General features: G+C 61.8%; 23 protein-coding genes and 2 tRNA genes. 4 read left to right on the top strand and 21 right to left on the bottom strand.

The features are described 5' to 3' along the window. Positions 1 to 79: 79 nt before the first annotated feature. Positions 80 to 2,788, bottom strand: a complete 2,709-nt coding sequence (nirB, locus tag DEHOM01_RS09175) for a nitrite reductase large subunit NirB (RefSeq protein WP_061212499.1) — start codon at positions 2,786 to 2,788, stop codon at positions 80 to 82. Positions 2,789 to 3,028: 240 nt separating this feature from the next. Between nirB and nirD the strand changes: the two genes are divergently transcribed. Beyond that, positions 3,029 to 3,382 (top strand): nitrite reductase small subunit NirD, encoded by a 354-nt coding sequence (nirD, locus tag DEHOM01_RS09170; protein WP_061212498.1) that lies wholly within the window; start codon positions 3,029 to 3,031, stop codon positions 3,380 to 3,382. A 12-nt stretch (positions 3,383 to 3,394) separates the two neighbouring features. On the opposite strand, the gene DEHOM01_RS09165 is transcribed toward nirD, so the two are convergent. From DEHOM01_RS09165 to DEHOM01_RS09145, 5 genes are all read right to left on the bottom strand, one after another. Continuing rightward, complete coding sequence (locus DEHOM01_RS09165) at positions 3,395 to 4,006, bottom strand: DNA-3-methyladenine glycosylase I (RefSeq protein WP_061212497.1); 612 nt, start codon at positions 4,004 to 4,006, stop codon at positions 3,395 to 3,397. A gap of 98 nt (positions 4,007 to 4,104) precedes the next feature. Continuing rightward, complete coding sequence (locus DEHOM01_RS09160; protein WP_061212496.1) at positions 4,105 to 4,959, bottom strand: siderophore-interacting protein; 855 nt, start codon at positions 4,957 to 4,959, stop codon at positions 4,105 to 4,107. Between the two features lie 109 nt (positions 4,960 to 5,068). After that, on the bottom strand, positions 5,069 to 5,440 hold the full coding sequence (locus DEHOM01_RS09155; RefSeq protein WP_016664418.1) for a thioredoxin family protein: 372 nt from the start codon (positions 5,438 to 5,440) through the stop codon (positions 5,069 to 5,071). 38 nt (positions 5,441 to 5,478) lie between these two features. Beyond that, positions 5,479 to 6,825, bottom strand: coding sequence for a histidine--tRNA ligase (gene hisS, locus DEHOM01_RS09150; protein ID WP_061212495.1), 1,347 nt, complete (start codon positions 6,823 to 6,825; stop codon positions 5,479 to 5,481). 48 nt (positions 6,826 to 6,873) lie between these two features. Continuing rightward, positions 6,874 to 7,605, bottom strand: a complete 732-nt coding sequence (locus tag DEHOM01_RS09145; RefSeq protein WP_061212494.1) for an MBL fold metallo-hydrolase — start codon at positions 7,603 to 7,605, stop codon at positions 6,874 to 6,876. A gap of 171 nt (positions 7,606 to 7,776) precedes the next feature. Between DEHOM01_RS09145 and DEHOM01_RS09140 the strand changes: the two genes are divergently transcribed. Together DEHOM01_RS09140 and DEHOM01_RS09135 are read left to right on the top strand one after the other, a co-directional pair. Next, complete coding sequence (locus DEHOM01_RS09140; protein WP_061212493.1) at positions 7,777 to 9,360, top strand: DUF349 domain-containing protein; 1,584 nt, start codon at positions 7,777 to 7,779, stop codon at positions 9,358 to 9,360. Between the two features lie 86 nt (positions 9,361 to 9,446). Continuing rightward, positions 9,447 to 10,184, top strand: coding sequence for a hypothetical protein (locus tag DEHOM01_RS09135; protein WP_156468342.1), 738 nt, complete (start codon positions 9,447 to 9,449; stop codon positions 10,182 to 10,184). Here DEHOM01_RS09135 and DEHOM01_RS09130 read toward each other — a convergent pair. The 12 genes from DEHOM01_RS09130 to thrS all read right to left on the bottom strand — a co-directional run bounded on the left by DEHOM01_RS09130 (position 10,151) and on the right by thrS (position 23,469). Next, positions 10,151 to 12,421, bottom strand: coding sequence for a RelA/SpoT family protein (locus tag DEHOM01_RS09130; RefSeq protein ID WP_061212491.1), 2,271 nt, complete (start codon positions 12,419 to 12,421; stop codon positions 10,151 to 10,153). The two genes, DEHOM01_RS09135 and DEHOM01_RS09130, sit on opposite strands and share 34 nt — an antisense overlap. Before the next feature lie 81 nt (positions 12,422 to 12,502). Continuing rightward, positions 12,503 to 13,051, bottom strand: a complete 549-nt coding sequence (locus tag DEHOM01_RS09125) for an adenine phosphoribosyltransferase (RefSeq protein ID WP_016664412.1) — start codon at positions 13,049 to 13,051, stop codon at positions 12,503 to 12,505. Continuing rightward, positions 13,048 to 14,037, bottom strand: coding sequence for a protein translocase subunit SecF (gene secF / locus DEHOM01_RS09120; protein ID WP_156468341.1), 990 nt, complete (start codon positions 14,035 to 14,037; stop codon positions 13,048 to 13,050). Before secF ends, DEHOM01_RS09125 begins: the two co-directional genes overlap by 4 nt. Further along, positions 14,037 to 15,908, bottom strand: a complete 1,872-nt coding sequence (gene secD / locus DEHOM01_RS09115) for a protein translocase subunit SecD (protein WP_061212489.1) — start codon at positions 15,906 to 15,908, stop codon at positions 14,037 to 14,039. The genes secF and secD overlap by 1 nt, the downstream gene beginning before the upstream one ends. A 62-nt stretch (positions 15,909 to 15,970) precedes the next feature. Then, positions 15,971 to 16,345, bottom strand: a complete 375-nt coding sequence (gene yajC, locus DEHOM01_RS09110; RefSeq protein ID WP_061212488.1) for a preprotein translocase subunit YajC — start codon at positions 16,343 to 16,345, stop codon at positions 15,971 to 15,973. 67 nt (positions 16,346 to 16,412) lie between these two features. After that, complete coding sequence (gene ruvB / locus DEHOM01_RS09105; RefSeq protein ID WP_061212487.1) at positions 16,413 to 17,522, bottom strand: Holliday junction branch migration DNA helicase RuvB; 1,110 nt, start codon at positions 17,520 to 17,522, stop codon at positions 16,413 to 16,415. After that, the gene (ruvA, locus tag DEHOM01_RS09100) at positions 17,519 to 18,175 is read right to left on the bottom strand and encodes a Holliday junction branch migration protein RuvA (RefSeq protein WP_061212486.1); all 657 of its coding nucleotides are present in this window, start codon (positions 18,173 to 18,175) and stop codon (positions 17,519 to 17,521) included. Before ruvA ends, ruvB begins: the two co-directional genes overlap by 4 nt. A 27-nt stretch (positions 18,176 to 18,202) precedes the next feature. Next, complete coding sequence (gene ruvC / locus DEHOM01_RS09095; RefSeq protein WP_061212485.1) at positions 18,203 to 18,787, bottom strand: crossover junction endodeoxyribonuclease RuvC; 585 nt, start codon at positions 18,785 to 18,787, stop codon at positions 18,203 to 18,205. Between the two features lie 20 nt (positions 18,788 to 18,807). Continuing rightward, positions 18,808 to 19,563 carry a YebC/PmpR family DNA-binding transcriptional regulator gene (locus tag DEHOM01_RS09090; RefSeq protein ID WP_061212484.1) on the bottom strand — a complete coding sequence of 252 codons (756 nt, stop codon included), beginning with the start codon at positions 19,561 to 19,563 and terminating at the stop codon, positions 18,808 to 18,810. A 23-nt stretch (positions 19,564 to 19,586) separates the two neighbouring features. Beyond that, positions 19,587 to 20,864 carry a PrsW family intramembrane metalloprotease gene (locus DEHOM01_RS09085; protein WP_061212483.1) on the bottom strand — a complete coding sequence of 426 codons (1,278 nt, stop codon included), beginning with the start codon at positions 20,862 to 20,864 and terminating at the stop codon, positions 19,587 to 19,589. After that, entirely contained in the window at positions 20,861 to 21,463 is a 603-nt protein-coding gene (locus DEHOM01_RS09080) for an HIT family protein (RefSeq protein WP_061212501.1), read from the bottom strand. Before DEHOM01_RS09080 ends, DEHOM01_RS09085 begins: the two co-directional genes overlap by 4 nt. A gap of 5 nt (positions 21,464 to 21,468) precedes the next feature. Beyond that, positions 21,469 to 23,469: a threonine--tRNA ligase gene (gene thrS / locus DEHOM01_RS09075; protein ID WP_016664402.1), complete on the bottom strand. Its 2,001-nt coding sequence runs from the start codon at positions 23,467 to 23,469 to the stop codon at positions 21,469 to 21,471. Between the two features lie 167 nt (positions 23,470 to 23,636). Here thrS and DEHOM01_RS09070 point away from each other — a divergent pair, with 167 nt between their 5' ends. Further along, positions 23,637 to 24,629: an L-lactate dehydrogenase gene (locus DEHOM01_RS09070; protein ID WP_061212500.1), complete on the top strand. Its 993-nt coding sequence runs from the start codon at positions 23,637 to 23,639 to the stop codon at positions 24,627 to 24,629. 2 nt (positions 24,630 to 24,631) lie between these two features. On the opposite strand, the gene DEHOM01_RS09065 is transcribed toward DEHOM01_RS09070, so the two are convergent. The 3 genes from DEHOM01_RS09065 to DEHOM01_RS09055 all read right to left on the bottom strand — a co-directional run bounded on the left by DEHOM01_RS09065 (position 24,632) and on the right by DEHOM01_RS09055 (position 25,747). Beyond that, positions 24,632 to 25,483 carry an HAD family hydrolase gene (locus DEHOM01_RS09065; RefSeq protein WP_061212482.1) on the bottom strand — a complete coding sequence of 284 codons (852 nt, stop codon included), beginning with the start codon at positions 25,481 to 25,483 and terminating at the stop codon, positions 24,632 to 24,634. 73 nt (positions 25,484 to 25,556) lie between these two features. Next, positions 25,557 to 25,630: transfer RNA gene (locus DEHOM01_RS09060), tRNA-Val, on the bottom strand. A gap of 46 nt (positions 25,631 to 25,676) precedes the next feature. Continuing rightward, positions 25,677 to 25,747 (bottom strand) — tRNA-Cys (locus DEHOM01_RS09055). Between the last annotated feature and the right edge of the window lie 21 nt (positions 25,748 to 25,768).

Here is a 25,768-nt window from a genome sequence, read left to right as displayed (position 1 = left end):
GGGGCCGCGGTGATCCGTCAGATCAACGACGCGGCCCCGCCACTGGTGTGCGACTGAGAAATCAGAAGCCTTCACGCAATTACTTGCGCTCGAGAACCTGATCGGCGGAAACCTCCTGGCCATGGGCATCGCGGAACGAGATTACCGGGCCCGAAATGAGGACCTCTTCGCGCTCTTCGAGGGTGGCCGGGCGGTTCTGATCGCGCATCGGCACGCGCGCAAAAAGCGGATCCGGCGTGTCGGGGGCGTTGATGAAGGACCGGAAGCGCGAAAGCTTCTGGGGATCCTTCACGGCCTCAACCCACTCGTCCTTGTGGTTGTCCACGAACTTCTGCATCTCGTGCTCCCACTGCTCGCCCATGCCCATGGAATCCTCGAGCACGGCTTCCTTGACGTGGTCAATGCCCCTAGCTTCGACCCACGATGCGGTGCGCTGGAGCTTATCGGCATCCGAGATGTAGTACATCAGGAAGCGGTCAATAACCTTCACGAGTTCTTCGTCGCTAAGGTCTTGCGCGAACTCGTCGGCATGGCGGGGAGTAAAGCCGCCGTTACCGCCCACGTAGAGGTTCCAGCCCTTATCAGTGGCGATCACGCCGATGTCCTTGCCGCGGGCCTCAGCACATTCACGTGCACAGCCCGATACGCCGAGCTTGAACTTGTGCGGCGAGCGCAGGCCCTTGTAGCGGTTCTCGAGGAGCACAGCCATGCCGACGGAATCCTGCTGACCGAAACGGCACCAGTCCGTTCCCACGCAGCTCTTGACCGCGCGGAGGCTCTTGCCGTAGGCCTGGCCCGACTCGAACCCGGCCTCCACGAGGCGCGTCCAAATGTTCGGAAGCTGCTCGAGGCGGGCGCCGAACAGACCGATGCGCTGCGCGCCGGTGATCTTCGTGTACAGGTTGAAGTCTCGCGCGACTTCCGCGAGAACGACGAGCGCCTCGGGGTTGACCTCGCCGCCGGGCATACGTGGGATCACCGAGTAGGTGCCATCCTTTTGCATGTTGGCGATGAAGCGGTCGTTCGTATCCTGGAGCTCCTGGAGCCCTTTGCCGAGGATGTAATCGTCGCGAAGCGACGCGAGGATCGACGCGACGACGGGCTTACACACATCGCAGCCGTTGCCCTTGCCATAGCGGCCGATGACCTCGGGGAAGCTCTTGAGGTCGTGCTCTTTGACGATCTGGAACAGCTCCGCACGCGGCATCGAGAAGTGCTCGCACAGCCCGCGCGACATCGCGATACCGGACTTCGCGAGCTCGGCACTGAGGATCTTCGTCATGAGCGGAACGCACGAGCCACACTGAGTGCCTGCCGTCGTTGCGGCCTTGATCGACGGAATGTCGTGGCAGGCTTCGGCAAAGTCTCCCTCGCCATTGATCGCCGCCTTGATGGTGCCCGCGGAAATGTTGTTGCACGAGCACACGATGACGTCATCGGGCATATCGCCTGAATCGGGCACTTCGCCGCCGCCCGCCGCCAGGTAAGCGGCCGGATCGCCCGGAAGCTCGCGCCCAACGTAAGCGCGAAGCGTTGAATAGTTCGAGGCATCGCCCACAAGGATGCCGCCGCGCAGCACGGCCGCATCGGGACTCATGACAAGTCGCTGATAGATGCCGCGAGTGGGGTCGGCGTAGACGACGTCGAGTGAGTCTTTCTCCGCGCCCTTCGCATCGCCGAAGCTTGCAACGTCGATGCCGGACAGCTTGAGTTTGGTGGAACCGTCGATTTCGCCGAAGAGTTTTTCGCCGCCGAGGAGCTGATCCGCAACGACCTCAGCCATCGTGTTCGCGGGAGCCACGAGGCCGATGGTGCGGCCCTCCATCGCGGCACATTCGCCAATCGCCCACACGTGCTCGACCGACGTGCGGCAATCCTGGCCGACCATAATGCCGCCGCGCGGACCCATTTCGAAGCCGTTCACCTTGCCGAGCTCGTCTCGCGGTCGAATGCCCACGGCGAGACACACGAGGTCAGCTTCGAGCTCGGTGCCATCGGAAAGCTTGACCCCGCGCACGTTCGAGGCTGCGGCGTTAATTGCCTCTTCGTCTGCAGTATTGCCCTTGCGGTACTCGATGCGGGCGAGCACCTGCTCGAGGCTCACGCCCGTGTGTAGCACGATGCCACGCTGCTCGATGAGGCGATTGAGAAGGTTGCCGCCGCCTTCGTCAAGCTGAGCCGGCATGAGCCATCCGGCGAGCTCAACGAGGTGAACTTCGTAGCCCTCGCTCGCGAGGCCACCAGCGGCTTCGAGGCCGAGGAGACCGCCGCCGAGAACAATGGCCTTACCCGTGCGCTTTTCATCGTCCTTGAGCGCCTCAACCGTCGCGCTCATGCCGTCGACGTCGTCAACGGTGCGGTACACGAACACACCCTTGGTGTCCCAGCCGTTGATCGGCGGAGTGAAGGCATTCGAGCCGGTCGCGAGAACGAGCTCGTCGTAGCCGTACACGGTGCCGGAAGAGGTGCGCACGAGCTTGGATTCGGGCTCGATCGAGTTCACGCGATCACCAAGGCGAAGATCGATACGCGGGTCCTCCCACAGGGAGCGGTCACCGAGGGTGAGGTCGTAGCTCTTGTCCCAGCGCTTCGCGAGGTTCACGCGATCGTAGGGCTCGACGTTCTCCTCAGAGATCACGGTGATCTTGTAAGCGCCGGCCCTGTCGCGTGCCTGCATAGTTTCGGCGAATCGCTGGGCAGCTGGGCCACCGCCCACGACGACGACGTGCTTGACGAGGGTTTCCTCGCCTGTTGCTTCAGAGTTGGGGGTTACGTCGGTAGTGCTCAAGGCGGCTCCTACTTCGAAGACTTAGGGGTGTAGACGTCTTCCAACCCTACACAATGAGCGGTGGGTTATTCGAGTACAGTAGAGGCACAAGAACGAGGGAATTTCACAGCGAAGTCATGCGCCCCACGCGGGGGACTTTGGTCTGCAAAACCACTGGCCAGCTCCCTACAATGACCGCGGCTAATTCCCGCCATAGCCCCTACTGCCGCACTTCTCGCGGCACGACAAGCGAGGACACTCATGAGCAACTGGCAAAGCATCTGCAAGGTCACCGACATCGACCCGAACCTTCCCGAAGCCGCTCTGTTTGGCACCGAACAAGTCGCCGTCGTGAAGGCATGGGACGAGAAGATCTACGTCGTGTCAAACGTTGACCCCCGAACCCAGCAGGGCGTCATGTCGCGCGGCATCGTTGGCGACCGCGACGTCGAAGGCGCGCGCCGTGCGACACTCGCGAGCCCCATTTACAAAGAGGTCTACGATCTCGAAACCGGCAAGTGCTACGCCAACGACGCCTACACCCTGCCCGTGTACGACTCACGCGTGACTGATGGCGTGATCGAAGTCGATCTCGATTCTAAAAATCCGGCCTGAGCGCACACGTTCTTAGCCTGCCTCGCCGGGCATGCGGCGACCGTCGGAATCGAATACGCCCGAGCTGCCGCGCCGCGGTGAGGTGACGAGGTGCGTGTCGACGATGCCGATCGCCTCCATGAGGGCGAAGCAGGTCGTGGGCCCCACAAATGAAAACCCGCGCGCCTTGAGATCAGCGGACATACGCGCCGAGGTCTCATCGCGCGCGGGAATCTCCTCCTGAGTTCGGGGCGCGTAGGTCTGTTCTGGGACATAGCTCCACAGGAGTCGTGCAAGATCGGTCCCGTCATCGCGCAGCGCTCGGGCGGCACGAGCGTTGCCAATAACCGCCTCAATTTTCCGACGGTTGCGGATGATCCGCCCATCCTCCATGAGCCGATCGATGTCGTATTCCCCCATAGCTGCGACGCGATCGACCGCGAAATGGTGGAAGACCTCGCGGAAAGCATCGCGCTTCGCCAGAATCGTTTTCCACGACAACCCGCATTGGAATACTTCGAGGCTCAGGCGTTCGAAGACGCCCTGCTCATCGGTGATGGGCACTCCCCACTCGGTGAGGTAGTAGCTCTCCATGAGCGGGCTCGAGCTCGCCCAGCTCGGCAACTGCGTGACTGTGCTGTTCATGCTTCGAGACTAGCGACTGTTCTTCGCAGCATGTTCTCGGCAGTGCAAGGACTTGGAAAACACCTAGGTGTGGAGCACGAGCCGTAGCAAGACCGCCCTCAATCGGGGTCGATGCGACCGATCGCTTCGCGCTTTTCTGCTTGGAATCGATCTTCCACTCGGCCGAGCGCCCAATACGCCGAGATCGAAATGTCTTCGCGCGCAATGCCCCTTTCGCGCACGAGATGGGCACGCAACTGCTTCGTGAGGCCGCGTTCGGCGTGGCAAAAGACATGGACACCGCGCTTGTCGATGATGTCGTGTGGAATATCGAGCGTTTCGACAGCCACGAGAAGCCCTTCGCGCGCGCCAACAACCCATTCGAGCGAAAAGCCCTCCGGGTGAGAAAGAGAGAGAATATCGGCTTCGTCCTCGACGTGAATGACGGCGTGGCCCCGTGCGCTCGACGGCATTACCTCCAGCGCGGCGGCGATCGCCGGGACTGTTGCGTGATCCCCCACGAGGACGTGGAGATCGGCTTCTGGGTGCGGCGAATAGCCACCACCAGCCCCCATGAGCGCGATTTGGTCACCTTCGTGCGCACGTGTGGCCCAGTCGGATGCAAGGCCGTGCTGACCCGGAGCGTTGTGCAGGACAACGTCAATCCAGAGCCGTTCATTCGCATCATCCCAGCGGCGGACCGTATACGTGCGGCGTGCGGGCAGGAGTTCGGGGGCCTCAATTCGCAGCCGATCCATGTCGAAGGGTGCTGCTAGACCGCTTCCCGGCCGTGGCAAAAGGAGCTTGACGTAAGCATCCGTACACGAATTGCGATTGAGCTTTACGTAGTCAGAGCCGCCAAGGCAGAGCCTCACGAGATTCTTACTCACCTGCGTCTTGTCCTGAACGGTGAGCACGGCCTGCTGGCGCTTAGGTTTGCTACGGGGAGGGGCTGCGGCGCTTTCCGATATCATGCGCAGCACTATACCGACAGCTCCCCATTTTTTAAAACCGAACACTTTCAAAAAGGGAAGAGGCTCGCCGTTCCTGGCGAGCCTCTTCCCTCTTGCGGAGAGCAAGTGCTTACTTGCCCTGTTTCGCCTGCTGCTCTTCGTAGGCCTTGCGGACCTCATCCATGTTGAGACCGCGCACCTGCGCGATGAGCGAGTCAAGATCAGCCTGGCGAAGGGCGCCGGGCTGGCCGAACACGGGGATGCCATCGCGGTACGCCACGATGGTGGGGATCGAGGTTGCGCCGTACTGCATTTGCAGTTCGGTTTGGTCCTCCGTGTCAACCTTCGCGAAGGTCACGTCGGGGTTCTCCTCCGAAGCCTTCTCGAAAATCGGAGCGAAGCGCTGGCACGGACCGCACCATTCTGCCCAGAAGTCGATGAAGACGATCCCGTCCTTGACGAGTTCGTCGTGGTTTTCCTTGGTCATTTCTACGGTAGCCATGTCGTTTCTAACTCCCTTAAAGGCGTTCTTATTTCAGGTTATTTGGTCGAGGTGGTCGCCACCACACGCGCGGTCATGTCGTCTTGTGGTGGCTGCCACGTGTGTGCGTCGGTTGGGGACTGTTCGCCGCTGCGAATGTCTTTCACTTCTCCCCTGCCTTCCTCGGAGGGGAAGAAGACGAAGGGAATACCGCGCCGATCCGCGTACTTGATCTGCTTGCCGAACTTCGCGGCACTCGGTGCGACTTCGGCAGAAATACCTCGCGAACGCAGCACCCGGGCGACGTCGACGCTCGCCTCACGGTGCTCCTCGTCCGCTACCGCGACGAGTGCGACGGTCGGCACCGCCCTCGTGGAGGTCGCGAGCGACCGCGTCACGAGCCGCGAGACAAGACGAGAAAGACCAATCGAAAGACCAACGCCCGGGTAGGAGTGGCGGTTGTCGGTTGCGAGCGTGTCGTACCGGCCGCCCGAGCAGATCGAACCAAGATCCTCGTGGCCCTCTACGAAGGTTTCGAACACCGTTCCCGTGTAGTAGTCGAGACCTCGCGCGATCGAGAGATCGGCGATGCAAGCGCCCGGCACCGAGGCGTTGACGGTGCGGATCACGAAGCTCAGCTCCTCGAGTGCGTGCGTAATCGCCTCGCTCGAGACGCCAAGTGCGTTGACTTTCTCGGCAAGGTCCTCATGGGTCGCCTTGATCCGCGCGAAAGCAAGGCAGCCGTCGGCCTGCTCTCCGCTCGCTCCCGCGTGCTCGATGAGGAGTGTGCGCACCTCCGCTTCGCCAACCTTGGCGAGTTTGTCGAGCTGCCTGAGGACACTTTCGATGTCGGTGAGCCCCAGTGCCTCGAAGACGCCCTGCGAAAGCTTGCGATTGTTCACCGAGATCGTGAAGCCAGGAATCGGGAGTTTTCCGAGCACCTCGGCCATCACGATCGCGACATCGGCATCCATGTGAGAGGGCAGCGTATCTTGCCCAATGATGTCGATATCCGCTTGATAAAACTCGCGGAAACGGCCGTCCTGGGGGCGTTCGCCGCGCCATACCTTTTGAATCTGGTAGCGGCGGAAGGGGAACGCGAGATCGTTTTGATTCTCGAGAACGTACCGTGCAAGCGGGACGGTGAGGTCGAAGTGAAGGCCGAGCTTCTGGCCCTCCTTCTCGCGATCCTCATCGTCGGCTTGAAGGCGCGAGATCAGGTAGACCTCTTTACTGGTCTCTCCTTTGCGCAGAAGTTGGTCGAGCGGCTCAACCGCACGGGTCTCGATATTGGAGAAGCCGTGCAGCTCTGCGACATCCCGGAACGTGTCCATCACGTGCTGCTCGATGCGTCGCTCGGCAGGGAGCCATTCGGGAAATCCGGAAAGCGGCGTCACTTTCGCCATGGGCTATTCTCCTTGACAAGTTGTGGTGTCTTCTACGCTGATCCAGCCTCAGAAGGCGGTGCGCAGGTATCCATTATCCGCGAGTTCGTCCCGGAAAATGCTCAGGGGGCCGTGGCCCGGCACAATCACTGCCTCAGCATGCTCAAGAGCGAACCCTCGAAGCTTCGTAAGCGAAGCCTTCATCTCTTCAGGGTTGCCGCCCGGAAGATCGGTGCGGCCGATCGTTCCCTTGAACAACACGTCTCCGGTGAAGGCCAGGGCGGGCGCGGTGAGGGCACGCGGCGTCACACCGACGAGCGGATTGATGTGCACGGGACCGTCGAAGAGATAGAGCGTCGAGCCTTCCGTGTGTCCGGGATACGCGTGTGCGACGAGGCGCAGGTTCCCCGCATCGAGGGCATCGCCGTCCCCAAGGGGGCGCACGTCCGCGGGCTTAGACCAGCCGCGCGCGTCCCAGCGGGGCCGGATCTGGTTGGTAAATGCCGACGGTAGCTGGCCCATAGGGTCCTCAAGCCTGTATTCGTCGCGAGCGCCCACGTACACCGGAACGTTGAACTGCGAGGCTAGGAGGGCGGCGTCGGCAACGTGGTCGAGGTGGCCGTGAGACACGAGGATCGCTCGCAGGTTGAGGCCCTTCTCCTCGAGCACGTTCGTAACTTCAGCGTGGACCTCGAGCCCGGGGTCCACGACGAGCGCGTCGGTTCCGTCATTCAGGATCGAGCACGTGGCACTTAAATAGGGGGACAGCACAAAATCGAGAGTGGCGCGCACATCAGTCATGCCTACTATCGTGCCGCGTTTCCCATGCCGCGGCATCGAATTCCGTTCGCAGTGTTATCCGCGATACAGTTTCAGGTAATGCCGTGGCTAATGCGCCGCCGTTGGTGCGAGGCAATATGCCCCGTCCCCTGTCCGAGGCACCCCGGTGCCCTCGAATCCTAGGAGAAGCTCGTGAACGAGAACGACCAGAACACCCCCGAGAACCCCGCCGCGCCCGAGGCCCCTGCAACGCCTGAGGCCCCTCATTCCCCTCAGGCCACGCAGGCCCCTGACTCAGCAGAGGCAAGCGAGCAGGCCACCGAAGCAGAAGCGCCAAAAGCGGCGGAGGCGTCGGAAGAAGCAGCCGAGACGTCGGCACCTAAGCCCAGTGCCCCAAAGCCGGGAGCACCAAAGCCCAGCGCCCCTAAGCCCGGCTCCCCCGCACAGCTCAAAGGTAAGGCGCCGCGCACCCCGCTCGTTCCTATCGTTCCCACTGCAACAAGCTACGACGACGCCAAAGTCACCGAAGCCCTCACGTTCGGCGACGTGACCGACGAAGGCACCGTCACGGTGAAGGACGGCACCCAGATCCGCGAAATCGGCACCGTTGAAAAGGGCACCGAGCGCGAAAAGGCACTCACCCGGTTCGCCCACGCCTACCTCGATCTGAGCGCATTCCTCGACGTGGTCGAGCAGAAGCTCCAGGTTCCCGGACTCACCCAGGCAGACCTCAACCGCATCCTCGAGCAGATGCGTAAGAACATGAAGGAACCGAAGGTCGTCGGCGACATCCCCGCGCTGCGCGAGCGCGCCCACGAACTTCGAGAGAAGGCGAAGGAGCTCATCGGCGAACTTGAGAAGGCACGCCTCGCCGCCCGCGAGGAGTCGACCAAGAAGCGCACTGCGTTCGTCGAAGGAATCGAGGAGCTCGTCGCCACCGACTCCCACCGCATCTCCTGGAAGAAGGCCGCCGAGACGATGCGCTCGATGGTGCCGAATTGGAAAGAGATGCAAAAGAACGAGGTGTCGCTCGAACGGGAAGTCGAGGACAAGCTGTGGAAGCGCCTCTCAGCCGCCCGAAGCGAATTTGACCGCAAGCGCCGGGCGCACTTCAGTGAGCTCGATGAACAGCATGCCAAGGCGGAAAAGATCAAGGCGCGCCTCATCGAACAGGCGGAGGCTATCCAGGACTCGGAAGACTTCGGCCCTACGGCCCGGGAGTTCCGCTCGCTCATGGATCAGTGGCGTGCTGCTCCCCGCGGCAACCGCAAGAAGGACGACGCCCAGTGGGCAAAGTTCAAAGCCGCGCAGGATTCCTTCTTTGATCGCCGCAACGCCGACCTCAAGAAGATCGAGGCGGAACAGTCCGAAAACCTCAAGGTGAAGGAAGCCCTCCTCGCCGAGGCTGAGGCCCTTTTGCCCATCACCGATTTGGATAAGGCAAAGGAGCAGTTCCGCTCGATCGAGGACCGCTACGACGCCGCTGGGCGTGTCCCCCGCAACGCGATGCGTCGCGTCGAGGACCGTATCCGCGCCGTTCGCGCCGCGTTCCAGAAGGCTGAGGACGACGAGTGGCGCCGGACCGACCCGCGCACCAAGGCACGCGTCGAGGGCGCCTCCTCGCAGCTGCACGCAGCCATCGCGAGCTACGAAGAGGATCTCGAGAAGGCCAAAGCCACGGGTGATGCAAAGAAGATCGAGAAGGCACAGGCCGCTCTTGACGCTCGACGCGAATGGCTCGAAGTGATCGAGCGTAGTGCTCAAGATCTTGGCTAGGCGTTGAGCTTGCTCAACAGCTAAAGTTCTCCACAATGAAAGGCGGGGGCCATGCGGGCTCCCGCCTTCCATGTGATTCTGGTGCCATGACTCGCCCCGCACATGCCACCGCGACAGCGTGCCTCGCGCCTCACCTTCGCGAAGCAGGCCGCGCGCCGTTCGCCTTCGACGTGGGGCACGCACTCCTCCTCGAGCCCGGCGCATCGCTTCCGTTTCTCGCGCGAGACCTACCGCTCGCCTCACTCGGCTCGGGATTCGCCCTGGCCCTCACTCCCACGGTTGGCGTACGCGAGCGGGCAGCCGCCGTTGGCGTTGCCCTCGAACGGATGTCCCCTACCGCGACCGCGCCGGGGGCAGTCATCGCAGATCACACCGCGGCTTGGGTATGGTGCGGCGGCGACTACTCCCCTTCACGCCTCATCGTCGCCTCAGAACGTCACAGCCAACGCTATGACGACCTCGAGCTTCGCAAAATCACCCTCGCCACCGGAGACATCGTCTATCCAGCGGGAATCCCCACACTTGCGCCCCACCGCGCTTTCGCTGAACTCGCACGCAAAGGCGCAGACGAAACCGCCCGCGTCTATGCCGAACGGCTCATCGCTCAGGGATGGGTAACAAGCAGCGACCTCACGCGCATCGCCTATCGCGCGTGTCGCTCAGGCCGGGGCAACGGCTACTCGGGCCCCCGCACGGGACGAGCCCGCTACAAAAAGCTCGCCGCACTCGCCAAAGAGATCGAAAATACGCTCGAATGCCGCGCCGCCGAAGCGCACCAGCACCTCACTGATCACATCGGCTTGCCATCGCTTGTCACACGATAAGCATCGAATACGCCCGACACCTTCCGCACCTGCGTGAGCACGTTGCGAAGATGAGACGGATCCGCAAGTTCAAAGGAGAAGAAGGCAACACCGATGCGGTCCGGAAGCGAGTGTGCTGAAGCCGAAAGGATATTGACCTCAAGCTCGGAAATCACGTCAGCGAGATCGGTGAGAAGCCGTGCCCGATCAAGTGCCTCAACCTTGACGTGAACCATGTAGGCCTGTTTCGTCGCGCCAGACCACCTCACCGGCACGAAGCGATCAGCTTGCTTCTCACGCATCTGCTCCGCATTCGCGCACGCCGCGTAGTGCACGCTCACGCCATTGCCACGCGTCACAAAACCCACGATGTCATCACCGGGCACGGGGGCACAGCACTTTGCGAGCTTCACCCACAAATCACGCTGTCCATCCACAACGACGCCCTGATCGGCATGTGAGGCGCGCCGCGGCTTCGCGAGCACCCGCGATGGCACGACCGATTCGGCCATGTCGTCCTGAACGCCCTCGGCGCCGCCCACCTCAGAAATGAGGCGACCCACGATATTCTCGGCGCTCACATGGTGCTCACCAATCGCCGTATATAGCGCGTCGACCGAGTCGTAATTGAGGTCCGCCGCGACGTTTGTGAGCATCTCGTGCGTGAGCATGCGACGCAACGGCAGATTCTGCCGGCGGAGCTGAAGCGCAAGCTCGTCACGGCCTCGTTCGAGCGCCTCTTCGCGTCGCTCTTTCGAGAACCACTGTCGAATCTTCGCGCGCGCACGAGTCGACGCCACGAAATTCAGCCAATCCTGGCTGGGGCCTGCACCCTCTGCCTTCGACGTGAAGACCTCGACGACGTCGCCCGTGTTCAGCTCCGATTTAAGCGACACGATCTTGCCATTCACGCGCGCGCTCATCGTGCGGTGGCCGACCTCCGTGTGAACCGCGTACGCGAAATCGACGGGAGTCGCCCCCTGCGGGAGTGAGACAACATCGCCCTTGGGGGTAAACACGTACACTTCATTCGAGGCCATCTCGTAGCGCAGCGACTCGAGGAATTCATCGGAATCCGTCGTGTCCTTCTGCCAATCAAGAAGCTGGCGGAGCCACGACATATCCCCGCCGACGGCAGAGCCCTGCGGGGAATCCTCGATCTTTTCGCCGCGGGCCGTAGCGGCTTTGTACTTCCAGTGAGCGGCAACGCCGTACTCTGCGCGGCGGTGCATATCCCACGTGCGAATCTGTATTTCAACGGGCTTGCCGCCTGGTCCGATGACCGTCGTATGAAGCGACTGGTAAAGGTTGAATTTCGGAAGAGCGATGTAATCCTTGAAACGCCCCGGCATAGGGCTCCAACGCGCGTGCAAAATACCGAGAACCGCGTAGCAGTCGCGTACCGTGTCCACGAGCACGCGGATCCCCACAAGGTCATAGATGTCGCTGAACGAGCGCCCGCGCACGATCATCTTTTGATAGACCGAGTAGTAGTGCTTCGGCCTACCCGTCACCGTGCCTTCGATGTGCGCGGATTTAATGTCTTCCTCGATAGTGCCGATCACGCCCGCAAGGTACTCTTCGCGCGCCGGGGCGTGCTCGGCAACGAGCGCGACCACTTCGTCGTAGAGCTTCGGGTAGAGCACTTGGAAGCTCAGATTCTCAAGCTCCCACTTAATCGCGTTGAGGCCAAGGCGGTGCGCGAGCGGTGCATAGATCTCGAGTGTCTCTTTTGCCTTGCGTTCAGCGCTCGAACTCGACACAAACTTCCATGTGCGAGCGTTGTGAAGACGATCCGCGAGCTTGATGAGCAGAACGCGAATGTCGCGGCTCATCGCAATGATCATTTTCCGCACGGTCTCGGCTTGCGCGGCTTCGCCGTACCGCACTTTGTCGAGCTTCGTGACGCCATCAACCATGACGGCGATTGTCTCGCCGAAGTCAGTCGTGAGCTCTTCAAGCGTGTATTCGGTGTCCTCAACGGTGTCGTGAAGAAGGGCCGCCGCGAGCACATCGGGCGGGGATCCCATGCCAGCGAGGATCGTCGCGACCGCAATCGGGTGCGTAATGTATGGCTCGCCGCTCTTGCGAAACTGGGGGCGATGCCAGTACTCAGCGACGTTATACGCGCGATAGACGAGGGAAAGGTCGGCTTCCGGATGAAGTTCACGGATTGCGTCGATGAGCGGCAGGAGAAGGGGATCATCTTTCGTTCCCCAAACCTTGCGCGGGCGGGAGTCCTCACGATCCGCATCCATGCCGCTCACCGCCTTCCTCGTGTCGGAATTATCCCAGTTTAGACCCAAAAACGCCCGTGGCCATGTCCAGGGCGCTCAAAGTCAGTTCTGGATGCTCCACACGGTGTGCAGCGGGATGTCACCGAGCTTTTCACGGCCACCGAGTCCGAGAAGCTCGATGAGGAAGCTGGCAGCCACGACCTCGGCGCCAAGCGATTCAACGAGCTGGATAGTCGCCGCGGCCGTGCCGCCGGTTGCCAGAAGATCGTCGAGAACGAGAACGCGCGCACCCTTCGGGACGGCGTTTTCCGCGATTTCGATCGTCGCTGAACCGTATTCGAGGTCGTAGGTGAGAGAGTTTGGCTTCCCAGGAAGCTTGCCTGCCTTTCGCACAGGCACAAAACCGCGGTCCATCTCGTACGCGAGCGGGGCACCAAAGACGAAACCACGTGCCTCCGTTCCCACAACCAGATCAACCTCGGCGGGAACGGTGCTCGCCCAGTACTTGATGACGGTTTTCATCGCTTTGGGGTCACGCAGAAGCGGAGTGATATCGCGAAAGAGGACGCCAGGCTGCGGAAAATCCTGGTAGAGCCCGATGTGTGTGCGTTCGATTTCGGCAATTTCGGGGGGTACTGGCGTAGTGGTCATGCCGTGACAACGTCCTTTTCATGTGTGCGCTCAACGCGCAGTGTGTGGTCCTTGATGGATTTTTCGCCCTTACGCAGGTCTACGAGGAAGCTCGGCGCAAGGAAGATGGATGAGTAGGTGCCGGCGATGATGCCCACGAACAAGGCGAGCGAAATATCCTTCAGCGTTCCGGCTCCAAGAATAAACGCGCCGATAATCAGGATCGAGCCGACGGGCAAGAGCGCAACAACCGACGTATTGATTGAACGCACGAGCGTCTGGTTCGTCGCTCGGTTGACGAGGGTCGCGAAGCTCGCGTCAGTGCGCTCGAGGAAGCCCTCAGTGTTCTCTCGCATCTTGTCGAACACAACGACCGTGTCGTAGAGCGAGTAGCCAAGGACCGTAAGAAAACCGATCACCGTGGCGGGGGTGACTTCGAAGCCGACCGCGCCGTACGCCACGATCGTGAAGAGGAGGTCGTGCGTGAGCGCTGCCATCGCCGCAACGGATGACTTGAAGTTTCGGAAATAGAGCGCCATCACAATGGTCACGAGCAGCATGAAGATCACGATGCCCTGGATAGCCTTCGCGGTGACGTCCCCGCCCCAGTTGGGCCCGACGAATGAGCTCGAAACGTCCTCTGCCGGCACGTTGTACGCCTTCGCGAGGTCTGCGCTGAGCGCCTTCGTGGCATCGGTTGAGAGCTCTTCCGTTTGAACGCGCAGAATATTGCCACCCACCTGCGAGATGCGCGGCTCGTTCGAAGGCACGTGTTCGCGCACAACATCACGAGCGAGAGCTTGGTCGGGGTTCTTCACGTGCGAGATCTGGAACTCGCTGCCACCCGTGAATTCGATACCCCAGTTCACGCCCCGCACCCCCGTGATCGCTGCGAGGATCACCAGGATGAGTGCAGAGCCCAAGTACCACCATTTGCGGCGGGGAACAATGGGGATTGAGCGTTGACCGGAGTGGAGTTCGTTGCCGAACGTGGAAAAGCGCGACATCAGCGGTCCTCCTTCGGGGTTGTGTCCTCAGGCGAGGAGGCTTCGGTGTTCGCTGCGTGCGAGCCGGCAGGAGTGGCGTTGTGGTCGGCACCATGCGATTCCTCCGCGGCTTCGCGTGCGAGGCGCGCCTTCCGCTCAGCGAGGGTTTCAGTTCCGACGCCAGCCGCGCCCCTATCGCTGCCCTTGGCTTTACGTCCCTTACCGCGCTCTTCAGAGCTGCGGAAGCGTGCCCGTCCCGCATACGCTGGAACATCGCGCCCGAGCAGAGCCGGGTCGAGCCCCGAGGCTGGGTGCCCTTTGCCGAAGAAGTTCGTGCGCCCAAGGCTCTGCAGGAGCGGGTGCGTAAACAAGAACACTACGAGAAGGTCGAGAACCGTCGTGAGACCGAGCGTGAAGGCGAAGCCGCGAACGCCACCCGCGCTCACGAGATACAGCACGACAGCGGCGATCACGTTGACGGCGTCGGACGCGAGGATCGTCCGCTTCGCCCGGTCCCAGCCGTGGTCGATCGCTGCCACGATGCCGCGCCCGTCGCGGATTTCGTCGCGTACGCGTTCGAAGTACACAATGAACGAATCCGCCGTGAAGGCAATCGACACGATAAGGCCGGCGACACCTGCAAGCGAAAGGCGATAGCCGATCTCAGGCATGTTCGACAAGAGCGTGATGATGAGGTAGGCGAGCACGCCCATGATGGCAAGCGATGCGGTTGTCACGATTGAGAGCACTCGGTATTGGAACGCGGCATAGATGACGACGAGAGCAAGACCGATAAGACCCGCGATGAGGCCCGAGGTGAGCTGATCGGAGCCGAGCGTCGCGGAAATCTGTTGCTCTGACTGCACCGTGAACTCAAGCGGGAGCGCGCCAAACTTGAGCTGGCTCGCAAGTTCCTTCGCCTGATCGGCCGAGAAGTTGCCCGTAATCGTGGATTGGGTTGTCGTCACGGCCTGGACCTGCGGTGCCGAGATCACGAGGGAATCGAGCACGATTGCGAACTGCTTAGTCGCTCCCTGATCGCCGTAGAGCGCCGAGCTCATTTCGCCGAAGGCCTTACCGGCCGCATCGTTGAAGGTCAGATTGACTGCATAGAAACCCGTATCCTGACCGGTTTTGTTCTTGTCCGCACCGGCGTTCGCGTCCTTGATCGCTTCGCCGCTGACGACAACTGGACCGAGGATCAGCTTCGAGGTTCCACCGGCCCCACACGCGACGACGGCCTCGTCGTCGCGGCCTGTAACTGAGTGGTTGTTGAGCGTGTCGGGGTCGGTGCAGTCGAGCTTAGCGAACTCTTTCTTGTCGACCGTGGCGAGCCACTCCTGGCTCCAGGCCTTCGCCCCTTTATAGTTGTTCACGCCTTTGCTCGCGGACGATGAGGATCCCTCTCCCCCGCCATCCGAGGCGGGTGCAACGTCCTGCGCAACGGGACCGAGCGACGCAGCATCCTCGCTCGTCCCGTCGCTTGCCCCGCCTGCATCGGAAACACCGGCGTCGGGCGCCACCTGCAGAAGCACAGGACGGAAGCTCATAGTGGCGGTGCGCCGCAGTGCCTCGCTCGTGGCCTCATCGAGTTTCCCGGGAACGTTCACGACAATGTTCGTGCCGCCTTGGACGGAGATCTCCGTCTCCGCCACGCCCATCGCGTTCACGCGCTGGGAAATGATCTGGCGTGCCTGCTCCATCTGCTCGGGAGTGATCGCCTCACCGCCGTGAGACTTGGCTTGCAGGATGACCTGAGTGCCTCCTTCGAGATCGAGCGCGAGCTTCGGGGCGGCCTTCCACCCGTTGTTCGCCACGCCGAAGCCGAGGATGCCCCCGAGGACGAGAATCAGGACGGTGAGCGTCGTAAGCGCTATGCGTCGTGCTGGCATGAACGGTCCTTTAAGTCATACGAAGGCGACGCACGTGGGTACCGCGCGTCGCCTTCTTCGATTCAGTTCTTGCTGTCGTCAGCGAGGAAGTCCGAGCTCTTCGCCGCGTCACTTCGCAGGTCGGCATCGGAGGCGGGAGCATCGCTCAAGGTCGCTTCGGTCGAGTTTTCGCCGAAGCTGTCGACACGCTCGGCGATCGCGTTGCGGTTCCACTTGAGCTGCGAGCCGTCCTCGGTTTCCAGGATCACCGTGTCGCCCTCTTCTTCGACGATCATGCCGTAAAAGCCCGAGTGGGTACGGACTTCATCACCGACGCCAAGAGACTTCACAAGTTCCTGGTGCTGCTGCACCCTCTTGCGCTGACCGCGCGACATGAGAAACATCGGTACAGCCATCACGACGAGCATGATGATCATCAAAAGCATGGGGTTTTGCACGAGACGAGCCTTCCATCGGGAGTTACAATCCGTTCCACTGTACCCGCGTATGGCCACTATTCCCCACTCAGTTAAAGCGACCGTCCTCACGTCCGGGCTCATCGAAGAGTGTTCCGCCACGCGCGGGGTCGACAGCGGGAACGTCAAGCCCCAGGTGCTCCCATGCCGCGGGTGTCGCGATGCGGCCTCGCGGGGTGCGGCCGAGGAGACCTTCGCGAACGAGGAACGGTTCGACGACGGTCTCGACAGTCTCTGTTTCTTCTCCTACCGCGATCGCGAGGGTCGAAAGGCCAACCGGTCCGCCACCAAACTTTGTGCACAGTGCCTGCAGGACTGCTCGGTCCAAGCGATCGAGGCCACGGGGATCGACCTCGTACACCGTGAGCGCTTCGAGCGTGGAATCCATCGTGATCGCGCCGCCGCCGCGCACCTGGGCGTAGTCGCGTACGCGCCTCAGAAGTCGATTAGCGATACGCGGCGTACCGCGCGAACGCGAGGCGATCTCGTGCGCGCTTTGAGGATCGATATCTATCTCCAGCCGCGCGGCACTCCTTGCGATGACAAGGGCGAGTTCTTCAGCCGTGTAGTAGTCCAGGTGCCCCGTGAATCCAAACCGGTCGCGAAGAGGCGAGGGAAGCATCCCGGCGCGCGTCGTCGCTCCGACCGCCGTAAAGGGGGGAAGTTCGAGTGGGATCGCCGTGGCCCCGACCCCTTTGCCCACCACAACATCGACGCGAAAATCCTCCATAGCCATGTAGAGCATTTCCTCGGCGGGGCGTGCGAGGCGATGGATTTCGTCGATGAACAACACCTCACCCTCTTCAAGCGACGAGAGAATGGCGGCAAGATCACCGGCGTGTTGGACGGCTGGCCCGGACGTAATTTTGAGGGGCGAGCCCAGCTCATGCGCGATGATCATCGCGAGTGTTGTCTTCCCGAGGCCCGGCGGCCCCGATAGGAGCATGTGCTCAGGAGGCGCTCCCCGCAGCGATGCGGCATCGAGCACAAGCGAGAGCTGTTCGCGCACCTTCTTCTGCCCCACGAAGTCGGCAAGCTCACGGGGCCTCAGGGCACCCTCTGCTGCGCGGTCAAGGGCGCCGGCTTCCGCACCGATGATCCGCTGGAGAGTCTCGCCTGTCTCAGCCCCCTCGCCGCTCACTCCGGAATGTTCAATCATGAGCGACCACCCAGCTGACGGAGCGAAAGGCGCAGCAGCACACCCGAATCGAGGCTCGCACCCGATCCTTGCTCGGACTCTTCATAGCTCAGCAGCACCGCCTCGACGGCCTCCTTGGCTCCCTTCTCGGGCCACCCCAAGCCCTGGAGACCCTGCACGACGTCTTTCGCGGCGCGCGAATCGAGAACCGAACTTTCATTGGTCTCCGGCGCCGAGGGAGCGGGTGCTGCGCCCTCCGACGTGCCCGCCGCGAAGGGAGCGATCTTGTCCTTCAGCTCGAGCGTCATGCGCTGCGCCCCCTTCTTTCCGATTCCCGGCACCGAGGTCAGGGTTTTGAGGTCCTCGTCGAGGACCGCGCGCGCGAATGTTGCGGGGTCCATGACTGCAAGCACGGCGATCGCAATTCGCGGACCGATCCCCGAAACCGATTGAATCGTGCGGAAGAGATCGGTTTCGTCTTTCGTCAAGAAGCCGTAGATCGTCATCGAATCCTCGCGCACCACAAGCTCCGTGTGCACGAGCACTTCTTGCCCCGTGCGCACAGCAGACAACGTTTGTGGTGACGTGTTGACCAGGTACCCCACCCCGCCAACATCGAGGACGAAAGAATCGAGAGCGATGGCGCTCACGGCGCCGCGAAGGGAAGCAATCACGCCCCCGATTTTAGAACACGCGTACGACTACAGGCGGGAGGTCGACCTCTCCTGGGCGAGTCGAGCCTTTCGCTCGGCCTCGGCCCACTGAGCTTGGGCGCTTGTTCGCCGGGCACCGTCGGAACCTAACTTGACCGGGCCTGCGCCTCGCCACAGCTGCGTGATCCCGATCGCCACCGCATCCGCCGCATCCGCGGGCTTGGGCGGCGCATCCAAATGCAAGATCTTCTGGACCATCGTTTGAATCTGCGCCTTGTCGGCGCGGCCGTTGCCCGTGATCGCGCGTTTAACCTCGGAAGGAGTGTGCATCGCGACCGGGATTCCCCTCTCGGCCGCGAGCACAATCGCGAGACCCGACACCTGCGCCGTCCCCATGACGGTCGAAACGTTATTTTGCGAGAACACACGCTCGACCGCGACGATATCCGGTGCATACTGCTCGATCACGTGCACGAGTCCCTGATAAATCTCGAGGAGTCGTGCATCCACGCCGGCGTCCCGGGCCGATGTGATCACGCCAACGGCTTCAAGGCGCACGGATCGGGCGGGGCCGCCATCGACGACCCCAAACCCGCACCGGGTGAGACCGGGATCAATTCCCAGAACTCGCATACAGCCCTCGTGTGGGCCGACTATTCGGCCTCGAGCTGCGCGGCAACGTCCTCGGGAATATCGAGGTTTGAGTACACGTTCTGCACGTCGTCGCTGTCTTCGAGCGCGTCGATAAGGCGCAGCACCTTGTGGGCACCTTCAAGATCCACCGCAGTTCGCATGGTCGGCACGAACGAGGCCTCGGCACTGTCGTAGTCCACGCCGGCCTCCTGGAGTGCGGTGCGGACGCTGACGACGTCCGACGCCTCCGAGATGATCTCGAAAACCTCGCCCTCGTCGTTGATCTCTTCGGCACCAGCGTCGAGCACGATCTCGAGCAGCTCATCTTCCGTGTGGCCGGCCTTGGTGACGGTCACGACGCCCTTGCGGTTGAAGAGATAGGACACCGAGCCGGAGTCAGCCATGTTTCCACCGTTGCGCGTGAAGGCCACGCGCACCTCCGAAACGGCGCGGTTCTTGTTGTCGGTAAGGCACTCGACGAGAAGCGCGACGCCGCCGGGGGCATAGCCTTCGTACATGAGAGTCTCGTAGTTGACTCCTGCGCCATCGAGCCCGCCGCCACGCTTAACCGCGCGATCAATGTTGTCGTTCGGGACGGAGCTCTTCTTAGCCTTCTGGATCGCGTCGTAGAGCGTGGGGTTACCGGCGGGGTCGGGGCCGCCAATGCGCGCCGCAACTTCAATGTTCTTGATGAGCTTCGCGAAGAGCTTCGAACGCTTAGCATCGATCGCAGCTTTCTTATGCTTCGTTGTTGCCCATTTAGAGTGACCTGACATCGGTTTCCCTCATTCTTCGGAAATTATCGCTGAACCATTGTACGCGCCGGCGCAACCGGATACGTGAGCGCGGCCAGTACTCGTCGCGTTTCAGTCAGTTGCGAAAGCAACATGGCTTCGGATTCCTTGATCCTGGAGGACGTGTGTCCCGCAAGCGCAGCTTGCCGCTGTGCGGCGAGGCGCAACGCCACGCGCTGGAACTCTTTCATCGTCCACGAGGCGACTGCTCCATAACTTGCCGCCCAGGCCACGGCGCGGCGACGGCGGCGCAGGCCCACGAGCATGTCAACCTCGCTCGGGGTAAACCACCCGGCACGCCCGTAGTCGGAAAGACGCCAGCGCAGAATCCGCCTCTCGCGCCAGCGAAGGAAAATGAAGAGCAGCGCGAGTGTGAGGAAGATCGGCACCTCGATGATCGCGTACCAGAACAAAAGCCCTTTCAGACTCGTCACGCCATTGAGCGCGAGGAGCATCGAACCGCCATTCCACAGGGCATGCAGGCCCATACCGAGACTCAGACCGCCGGCTCCTAAGAAAAAGTAGAGAGGAAGGCTCCGGCGCTCCGCCGCGATACCGACACCGAGCCCGACGAGCGAGGTGAAACTCGCGTGCGCGAACGGTGAAAGAAGCCCACGTAAGAAGAAGGTTTGCCAGAAAACGGTCGAGTTACCCTCGACTTGAGCAGCCGCGAATGATCGTGCGAAATACGTGATGTTTTCGGTAAAGGCGAAGCCAGCAGCGATGAGCATCGCGTAAATAACGCCGTCGATCGTCCCAGAAATGTAGCGCCGCCCGAAAAGGAGGAGCAGCACGAGCCCAAACGCCTTCGTCGACTCCTCGACGACCGGGGCCTGGAATGCCACCGCGAGGAATTCCTGAGAGCTTGCATCCTTGGCCTGCATGGCGATCAAAAAGACGACGGCCGTGCCGAAAATATACGTCATGGCAATGGAGCCGATAGATCCCCACAAATAGGCGTAGGTCTTTGTGAAGCGCGGCTGAGGCGTATTACGGTCAAGCCACCACACGGCGCTGAGCACAATGCCAAACGGTACGAGGGCGGCCGTGAGCGAGACGAGGCTCGTCCCAATCCCCTGCGGCAGGATCACAAAGTAGAAGAGCAGCAGTGCGGTGATGGCGAGCGCGAGAAAGGCGAGAAAAAAGATGATCCACGTGGCGACCTTGCCGCGCGGCTTCTTTTTCGCACGTTCCCCGAACGATGGCATCGCATGGGCGATGCCCTCAGGGACATCGCGGTAAACGTCGTAGCCGTAGCCGCGCGACTGCCCTGTAGTGCTCACGTGTGCTCCTTTACGCCTTTCTTCCCTGCCTCGGGCCACGCTTCAGCAAACATGTCGCGTGTATGCGAGAGCAGGAACGGGAGGGCCTTTGTCCGCCCCACGATTGGAAGGAAGTTCGCATCGCCGAGCCACCGCGGCACGACGTGTTGGTGAAGGTGCGCGGCGATTCCTGCCCCGGCAACCTCTCCCTGGTTCATCCCGAGGTTGAAGCCCGCGGGATTGGACACGGCACGCACCACGCGCATCGCCGTTCGCGTGAGCTCGGCGATTTCGAGATATTCCTCGCGCGTGAGGTCGGTGTAGTCGCTCACGTGACGGTAGGGGCACACGAGAAGGTGCCCGGAGTTGTAGGGGAAAAGATTGAGAATCACGAATGCGGCTTCGCCTCGGTGAACGATAAGTGCGTCCTCATCGCTCTTGTCCGGCCCCGTGCAAAACGGGCATTCGTCGGTAGCATCCGCGCTCGAGGGTTTTCCCTCCCCCTGAATGTATGCCACGCGGTGCGGTGTCCACAGGCGCTGGAGGGAGTCGGGGGTGCCGGCGAATGCGTGGGCGTCCTCGAAGGCCTCCCCGACTCGAGCCTCCTGCTCTCCGTTCATCGGGTTCACACTTGAGCCTTCGTGCGGATCGCTTCGAGGATGCGCTCGACCGCATCGTCAACCGGAATGCCGTTGTCCTGGCTTCCGTCGCGCATGCGGAAGCTCACGGCTCCGGCGTCGCGATCCTCACCGCCGGCGATCAGCATGTACGGCACCTTTTCCTTGGTGTGGTTGCGGATCTTCTTCTGCATGCGGTCATCAGACGCATCGACTTCGACGCGCACGCCGTGAGCGCGAAGCTTCGCTGCAACCTCCTCGAGGTAGGGCACGAATTCTCCCGCCACGGGAATCCCCACGACCTGCACCGGCGCGAGCCACACGGGGAAGGCACCCGCGTAGTGCTCGGTGAGAACACCGAAAAAGCGCTCGATGGAGCCGAAGAGTGCACGGTGGATCATGACGGGACGCTGGCGTGAGCCGTCGGGCGCCGTGTATTCGAGATCGAAGCGTTCGGGCAGGTTGAAGTCGAGCTGAATGGTCGACATCTGCCACGTGCGCCCAATCGCGTCTTTCGCCTGAACGGAAATCTTGGGGCCGTAGAAAGCAGCGCCGCCCGGATCGGGAACGAGGTCGAGCCCGGAGGCGGTCGCGACTTCTTCGAGGGTTCGCGTCGCCTCTTCCCACACGTCATCGCTACCCACGAACTTCTCGGGGTTCTTCGTCGACAGTTCGAGATAGAAGTCGTCGAGGCCGTAATCCTTGAGCAGGTCGAGCACGAAGGTCAGGAGCGTTGTGAGCTCATCGCGCATCTGCTCGCGCGTGCAGTAAATGTGGGCGTCATCCTGGGTGAAACCCCGCGCACGCGTGAGACCGTGGATCACGCCGCTCTTTTCGTTGCGGTACACGGTGCCGAACTCGAACAGACGCAGGGGAAGCTCACGGTAGGAGCGCCCGCGGGCGGCGAACACGAGATTGTGCATCGGGCAGTTCATGGGCTTGAGATAGTAGTCCTGGCCCTGCTTGGTGACGTTGCCTTCAGCATCGCGTTCTTCATCGAGATGCATCGGGGGATACATGCCGTCGCGATACCAGTCGAGGTGCCCGGAGGTTTCGAAGAGCTGCCCTTTGGTCGCGTGAGGGGTGTACACGAAGTCGTACCCGGCCTCGACGTGCCGCTGACGGGAGTAGTTTTCCATCTCCATGCGTACCATGGCGCCCTTGGGGTGGAACACGGCAAGACCAGAGCCGATTTCATCGGGGAAGCTGAACAGGTCGAGCTCGCTCCCGAGCTTGCGGTGATCGCGCTTTTGCGCTTCCTCGAGGCGGAACTTGTAGGCCTTCAGGTCGTCCTTAGTCGCCCACGCCGTTCCATAAATGCGCTGGAGCATGGGGTTCTTTTCACTGCCGCGCCAGTAGGCGGCGGCAGAGCGCATGAGGGAGAAGCCATTGCCGATGAGGCGCGTCGAGGGTAGGTGCGGCCCGCGGCACAGGTCGGTCCACACGACCTCGCCCTTCTTATTCACATTGTCGTACATCGTGAGGCCACCGTCGCCGACTTCGACGCTCGCGCCTTCGGCGGCGGTATCGGCATTCGATTTCAGGCCAATCAGCTCAAGCTTGTACGGCTCGTCCTTTTCCTCTTCGCGCGCGTCGGCGTCATCGATGTCGCGGCGCTGGAAGCGCTGCCCTTCCTTGACGATGCGCTGCATGTCCTTTTCGATCGCTTTGAGGTCTTCGGGGGTGAAGGGCTCGGCGACGTCGAAGTCATAGTAGAAGCCGTCCGTAATAAACGGGCCGATACCGAGCTTGGCGTTGCTGTCGCGACGCTGAACGGCCTGCGCGAGAACGTGTGCGCACGAGTGACGCAGAATGTTGAGGCCATCCTCACTCGCGATGTCCACGCCCTCGACGGTGTCGCCTTCGGCGGGCGCGATGTACAGGTCCTTCAGTTCGCCGTTGATGCGCAGGGCGACGATCTCGCGGCGACCCTCGTACAGCGTTTCTCCCGTGGTCCCCTGCTCGATCGTGGTGGGTGAGCCGTCGAGGACGATGGAAAGCTGGGACACGGATGACTCCTTTAGTTCTCGGGTGCGAACCGACCTACACTGCCGGCTCCACCGCCCAGTCTAACGAGTGAGGTCTCAAGGTTTCTGCGCCTGCGAGAGGGAATCGATCGTGTGAAAAGAGGATCACTCACTTGCCAAAGGGCCTCGCGCGAGCGAACCATAAAAGCATGACTGCTCCCCTTGTTTCAACTGGTTCTCCCTCCGCTCGCCCCACCAAGATCGCCGTGATCGGCGCCGGCAGTGTGGGCTCGTCCGTCGCGTATGCCGCGATGCTGCGCGGGAGCGCGCAGACGATTGCCCTGTACGACCTCGCGACCGCTAAGGCCGAGGCCGAGGTTCTCGATCTCGCTCACGGCGCACAGTTCGGCTCAGGAGCGACGATTCTTGGCGGGAGCGACATTTCGTGCGTGGCCGACGCCGACGTCGTCGTGATCACCGCTGGTGCGCGTCAAAAGCCCGGCCAGACTCGTCTCGATCTTGCGGGCACCAACGTCAAGATTCTTCGGTCCCTTATGCCGCAGCTTCTCGAGCAGGCGCCCGAAGCGATGTTCATGCTCGTCACGAATCCGTGCGATGTCCTCACGGTTGCCGCCCAGCAGGCCACGGGGCTCGATCCGTCTCGCATCTTTAGCTCGGGAACCGTGCTGGATTCGAGCCGGCTCAAATGGCTCTTGAGCAAGCGGATCGGCGTGAACCCACGCAGCGTGCACGCACGCATTATTGGTGAACATGGCGATAGCGAGTTTGCCGTGTGGTCAAACGCCAATATCGGCGGCATTCCGCTTCGCGAGTGGAGGAATTCCGACGGTTCCCTCGCCTTCACCGAGGCCGAACTGGATGCGGTGCGCGACGAGGTCGCAAATTCGGCGTACCAAATCATCCAGGGCAAGGGCGCAACAAACCTGGCGATCGGGGTTTCCGCGGCTCGGATTTGCGAGGCCATCATTAATGACGAAAAAGCCGTGCTGACGGTCTCGACGGTCCTGAATGACTACCGTGGCGTCAGCGGTGTGGCGATGAGCGTCCCAAGCGTCGTGGGCCGTGGCGGTGTCGAGCGCGTGCTCGACATCCCGCTCGATGAGCACGAAACCCACCTGTTGAGGGCGTCGGCTGGTCAGCTTTCCGCCATCCAGGAGAAGCTCGGCCTCGAGCTGGAGTAGAGCTACACGAGTCCCAGCTTTTCGAGCGCGTCGGCAAGACCGCCTTCGCGAGGCCCACTCATGACATAAGCAGGGTCGCTGATGGCGCGGGAGGCGTCGGACCCCTCGACCGGCACCGGGACTCCCACCCCGCGAAGCATGCCGACATCGTTCATGCCATCACCGAAACCGACCGCACGCTCGAGCGGAATCCCCGTGTGCTCGAGAACGCGCTTAACTCCGTCGATCTTGTCGATCGCGGAAAGTTGCAGTTCACCAGAGGTGTCCTGATCCTCGCCAATCGAATAGGGCATGTCGCGGACCTCCGGGCCAATTGACCGTGCGATCTCGGTAATGCTGACCGGGCATCGCCACGCGACGACCTTCGCAAAAGAGACCTGCGAGAGATCACTGTGACGCTCAAAGGCGCCGAGGAGATCCGCGGATCCCTGCCCGAGCGTTCCCGTTTCCTTTTGCGAGGCCGTGCCGGTGCGAAAGCTCGTGGCGAGGCGCTCGCGAATGTACTGTTCTGCGGTCGCGTTTCCGACGGTCGCCTCGGGCGCCTCGAGAACAAAGGGAAAATCGCCGACTGCGAGGAGCGTGTCGACGGTTCGGCGGGCAAGGTGCGCGGGGAAGCGCGAATCCTCAAGGATTGACTCCCCCACTTTGACGTAGGCTCCCGCCGAGCCGATGACGCCGTCGAGCGCCATTTCGACGTCGCGCGGAATGAGCGAGTGCGGGCGGCCGGTGCACAGAAACGCCAGATGACCGGCGTCGCGCACGCGCGCGAGTGCGTCGACGTGAGCCTTAGGGACGATTCCGTGGTCGGCAAGTGTGCCGTCGAAGTCGAGAAAGAGTGCGTGCTGTCCGCTCATACTTGTACTCTCTCACGGCAAGGGAAACGAGAGATGACAATAAAAAAGACGCCCCGCGGGGCGTCTTTATCTGTGGGCGATACTGGACTCGAACCAGCGACCTCTTCCGTGTCAAGGAAACGCGCTAACCAACTGCGCCAATCGCCCTTATGAGACCGTGCGGTCTTTTTTGCGTGGCTGCGGGCCACACGAGAGGTGGGTACGGGATTCGAACCCGTGTATACGGCTTTGCAGGCCGCTGCCTCGCCTCTCGGCCAACCCACCACGTGGAAACCTGAGATTCCA

It is taken from the genome of Dermabacter hominis NBRC 106157, from assembly GCF_001570785.1.
Taxonomy (GTDB): Bacteria; Actinomycetota; Actinomycetes; order Actinomycetales; family Dermabacteraceae; genus Dermabacter; species Dermabacter hominis.
This window is presented reverse-complemented; position numbering and strand designations above follow the sequence as displayed.

Coding starts and splice junctions, on each gene's coding strand:
- nirD (WP_061212498.1), top strand. CDS start 3,029: ATGAGCAACTGGCAAAGCATCTGCAAGGTCACCGACATCGACCCGAAC.
- DEHOM01_RS09165 (WP_061212497.1), bottom strand. CDS start 4,006: ATGAACAGCACAGTCACGCAGTTGCCGAGCTGGGCGAGCTCGAGCCCG.
- DEHOM01_RS09160 (WP_061212496.1), bottom strand. CDS start 4,959: ATGATATCGGAAAGCGCCGCAGCCCCTCCCCGTAGCAAACCTAAGCGC.
- DEHOM01_RS09155 (WP_016664418.1), bottom strand. CDS start 5,440: ATGGCTACCGTAGAAATGACCAAGGAAAACCACGACGAACTCGTCAAG.
- hisS (WP_061212495.1), bottom strand. CDS start 6,825: ATGGCGAAAGTGACGCCGCTTTCCGGATTTCCCGAATGGCTCCCTGCC.
- DEHOM01_RS09145 (WP_061212494.1), bottom strand. CDS start 7,605: ATGACTGATGTGCGCGCCACTCTCGATTTTGTGCTGTCCCCCTATTTA.
- DEHOM01_RS09135 (WP_156468342.1), top strand. CDS start 9,447: ATGACTCGCCCCGCACATGCCACCGCGACAGCGTGCCTCGCGCCTCAC.
- DEHOM01_RS09130 (WP_061212491.1), bottom strand. CDS start 12,421: ATGGATGCGGATCGTGAGGACTCCCGCCCGCGCAAGGTTTGGGGAACG.
- DEHOM01_RS09125 (WP_016664412.1), bottom strand. CDS start 13,051: ATGACCACTACGCCAGTACCCCCCGAAATTGCCGAAATCGAACGCACA.
- secF (WP_156468341.1), bottom strand. CDS start 14,037: ATGTCGCGCTTTTCCACGTTCGGCAACGAACTCCACTCCGGTCAACGC.
- secD (WP_061212489.1), bottom strand. CDS start 15,908: ATGCCAGCACGACGCATAGCGCTTACGACGCTCACCGTCCTGATTCTC.
- ruvB (WP_061212487.1), bottom strand. CDS start 17,522: ATGATTGAACATTCCGGAGTGAGCGGCGAGGGGGCTGAGACAGGCGAG.
- ruvC (WP_061212485.1), bottom strand. CDS start 18,787: ATGCGAGTTCTGGGAATTGATCCCGGTCTCACCCGGTGCGGGTTTGGG.
- DEHOM01_RS09090 (WP_061212484.1), bottom strand. CDS start 19,563: ATGTCAGGTCACTCTAAATGGGCAACAACGAAGCATAAGAAAGCTGCG.
- DEHOM01_RS09080 (WP_061212501.1), bottom strand. CDS start 21,463: ATGAACGGAGAGCAGGAGGCTCGAGTCGGGGAGGCCTTCGAGGACGCC.
- DEHOM01_RS09070 (WP_061212500.1), top strand. CDS start 23,637: ATGACTGCTCCCCTTGTTTCAACTGGTTCTCCCTCCGCTCGCCCCACC.
- DEHOM01_RS09065 (WP_061212482.1), bottom strand. CDS start 25,483: ATGAGCGGACAGCACGCACTCTTTCTCGACTTCGACGGCACACTTGCC.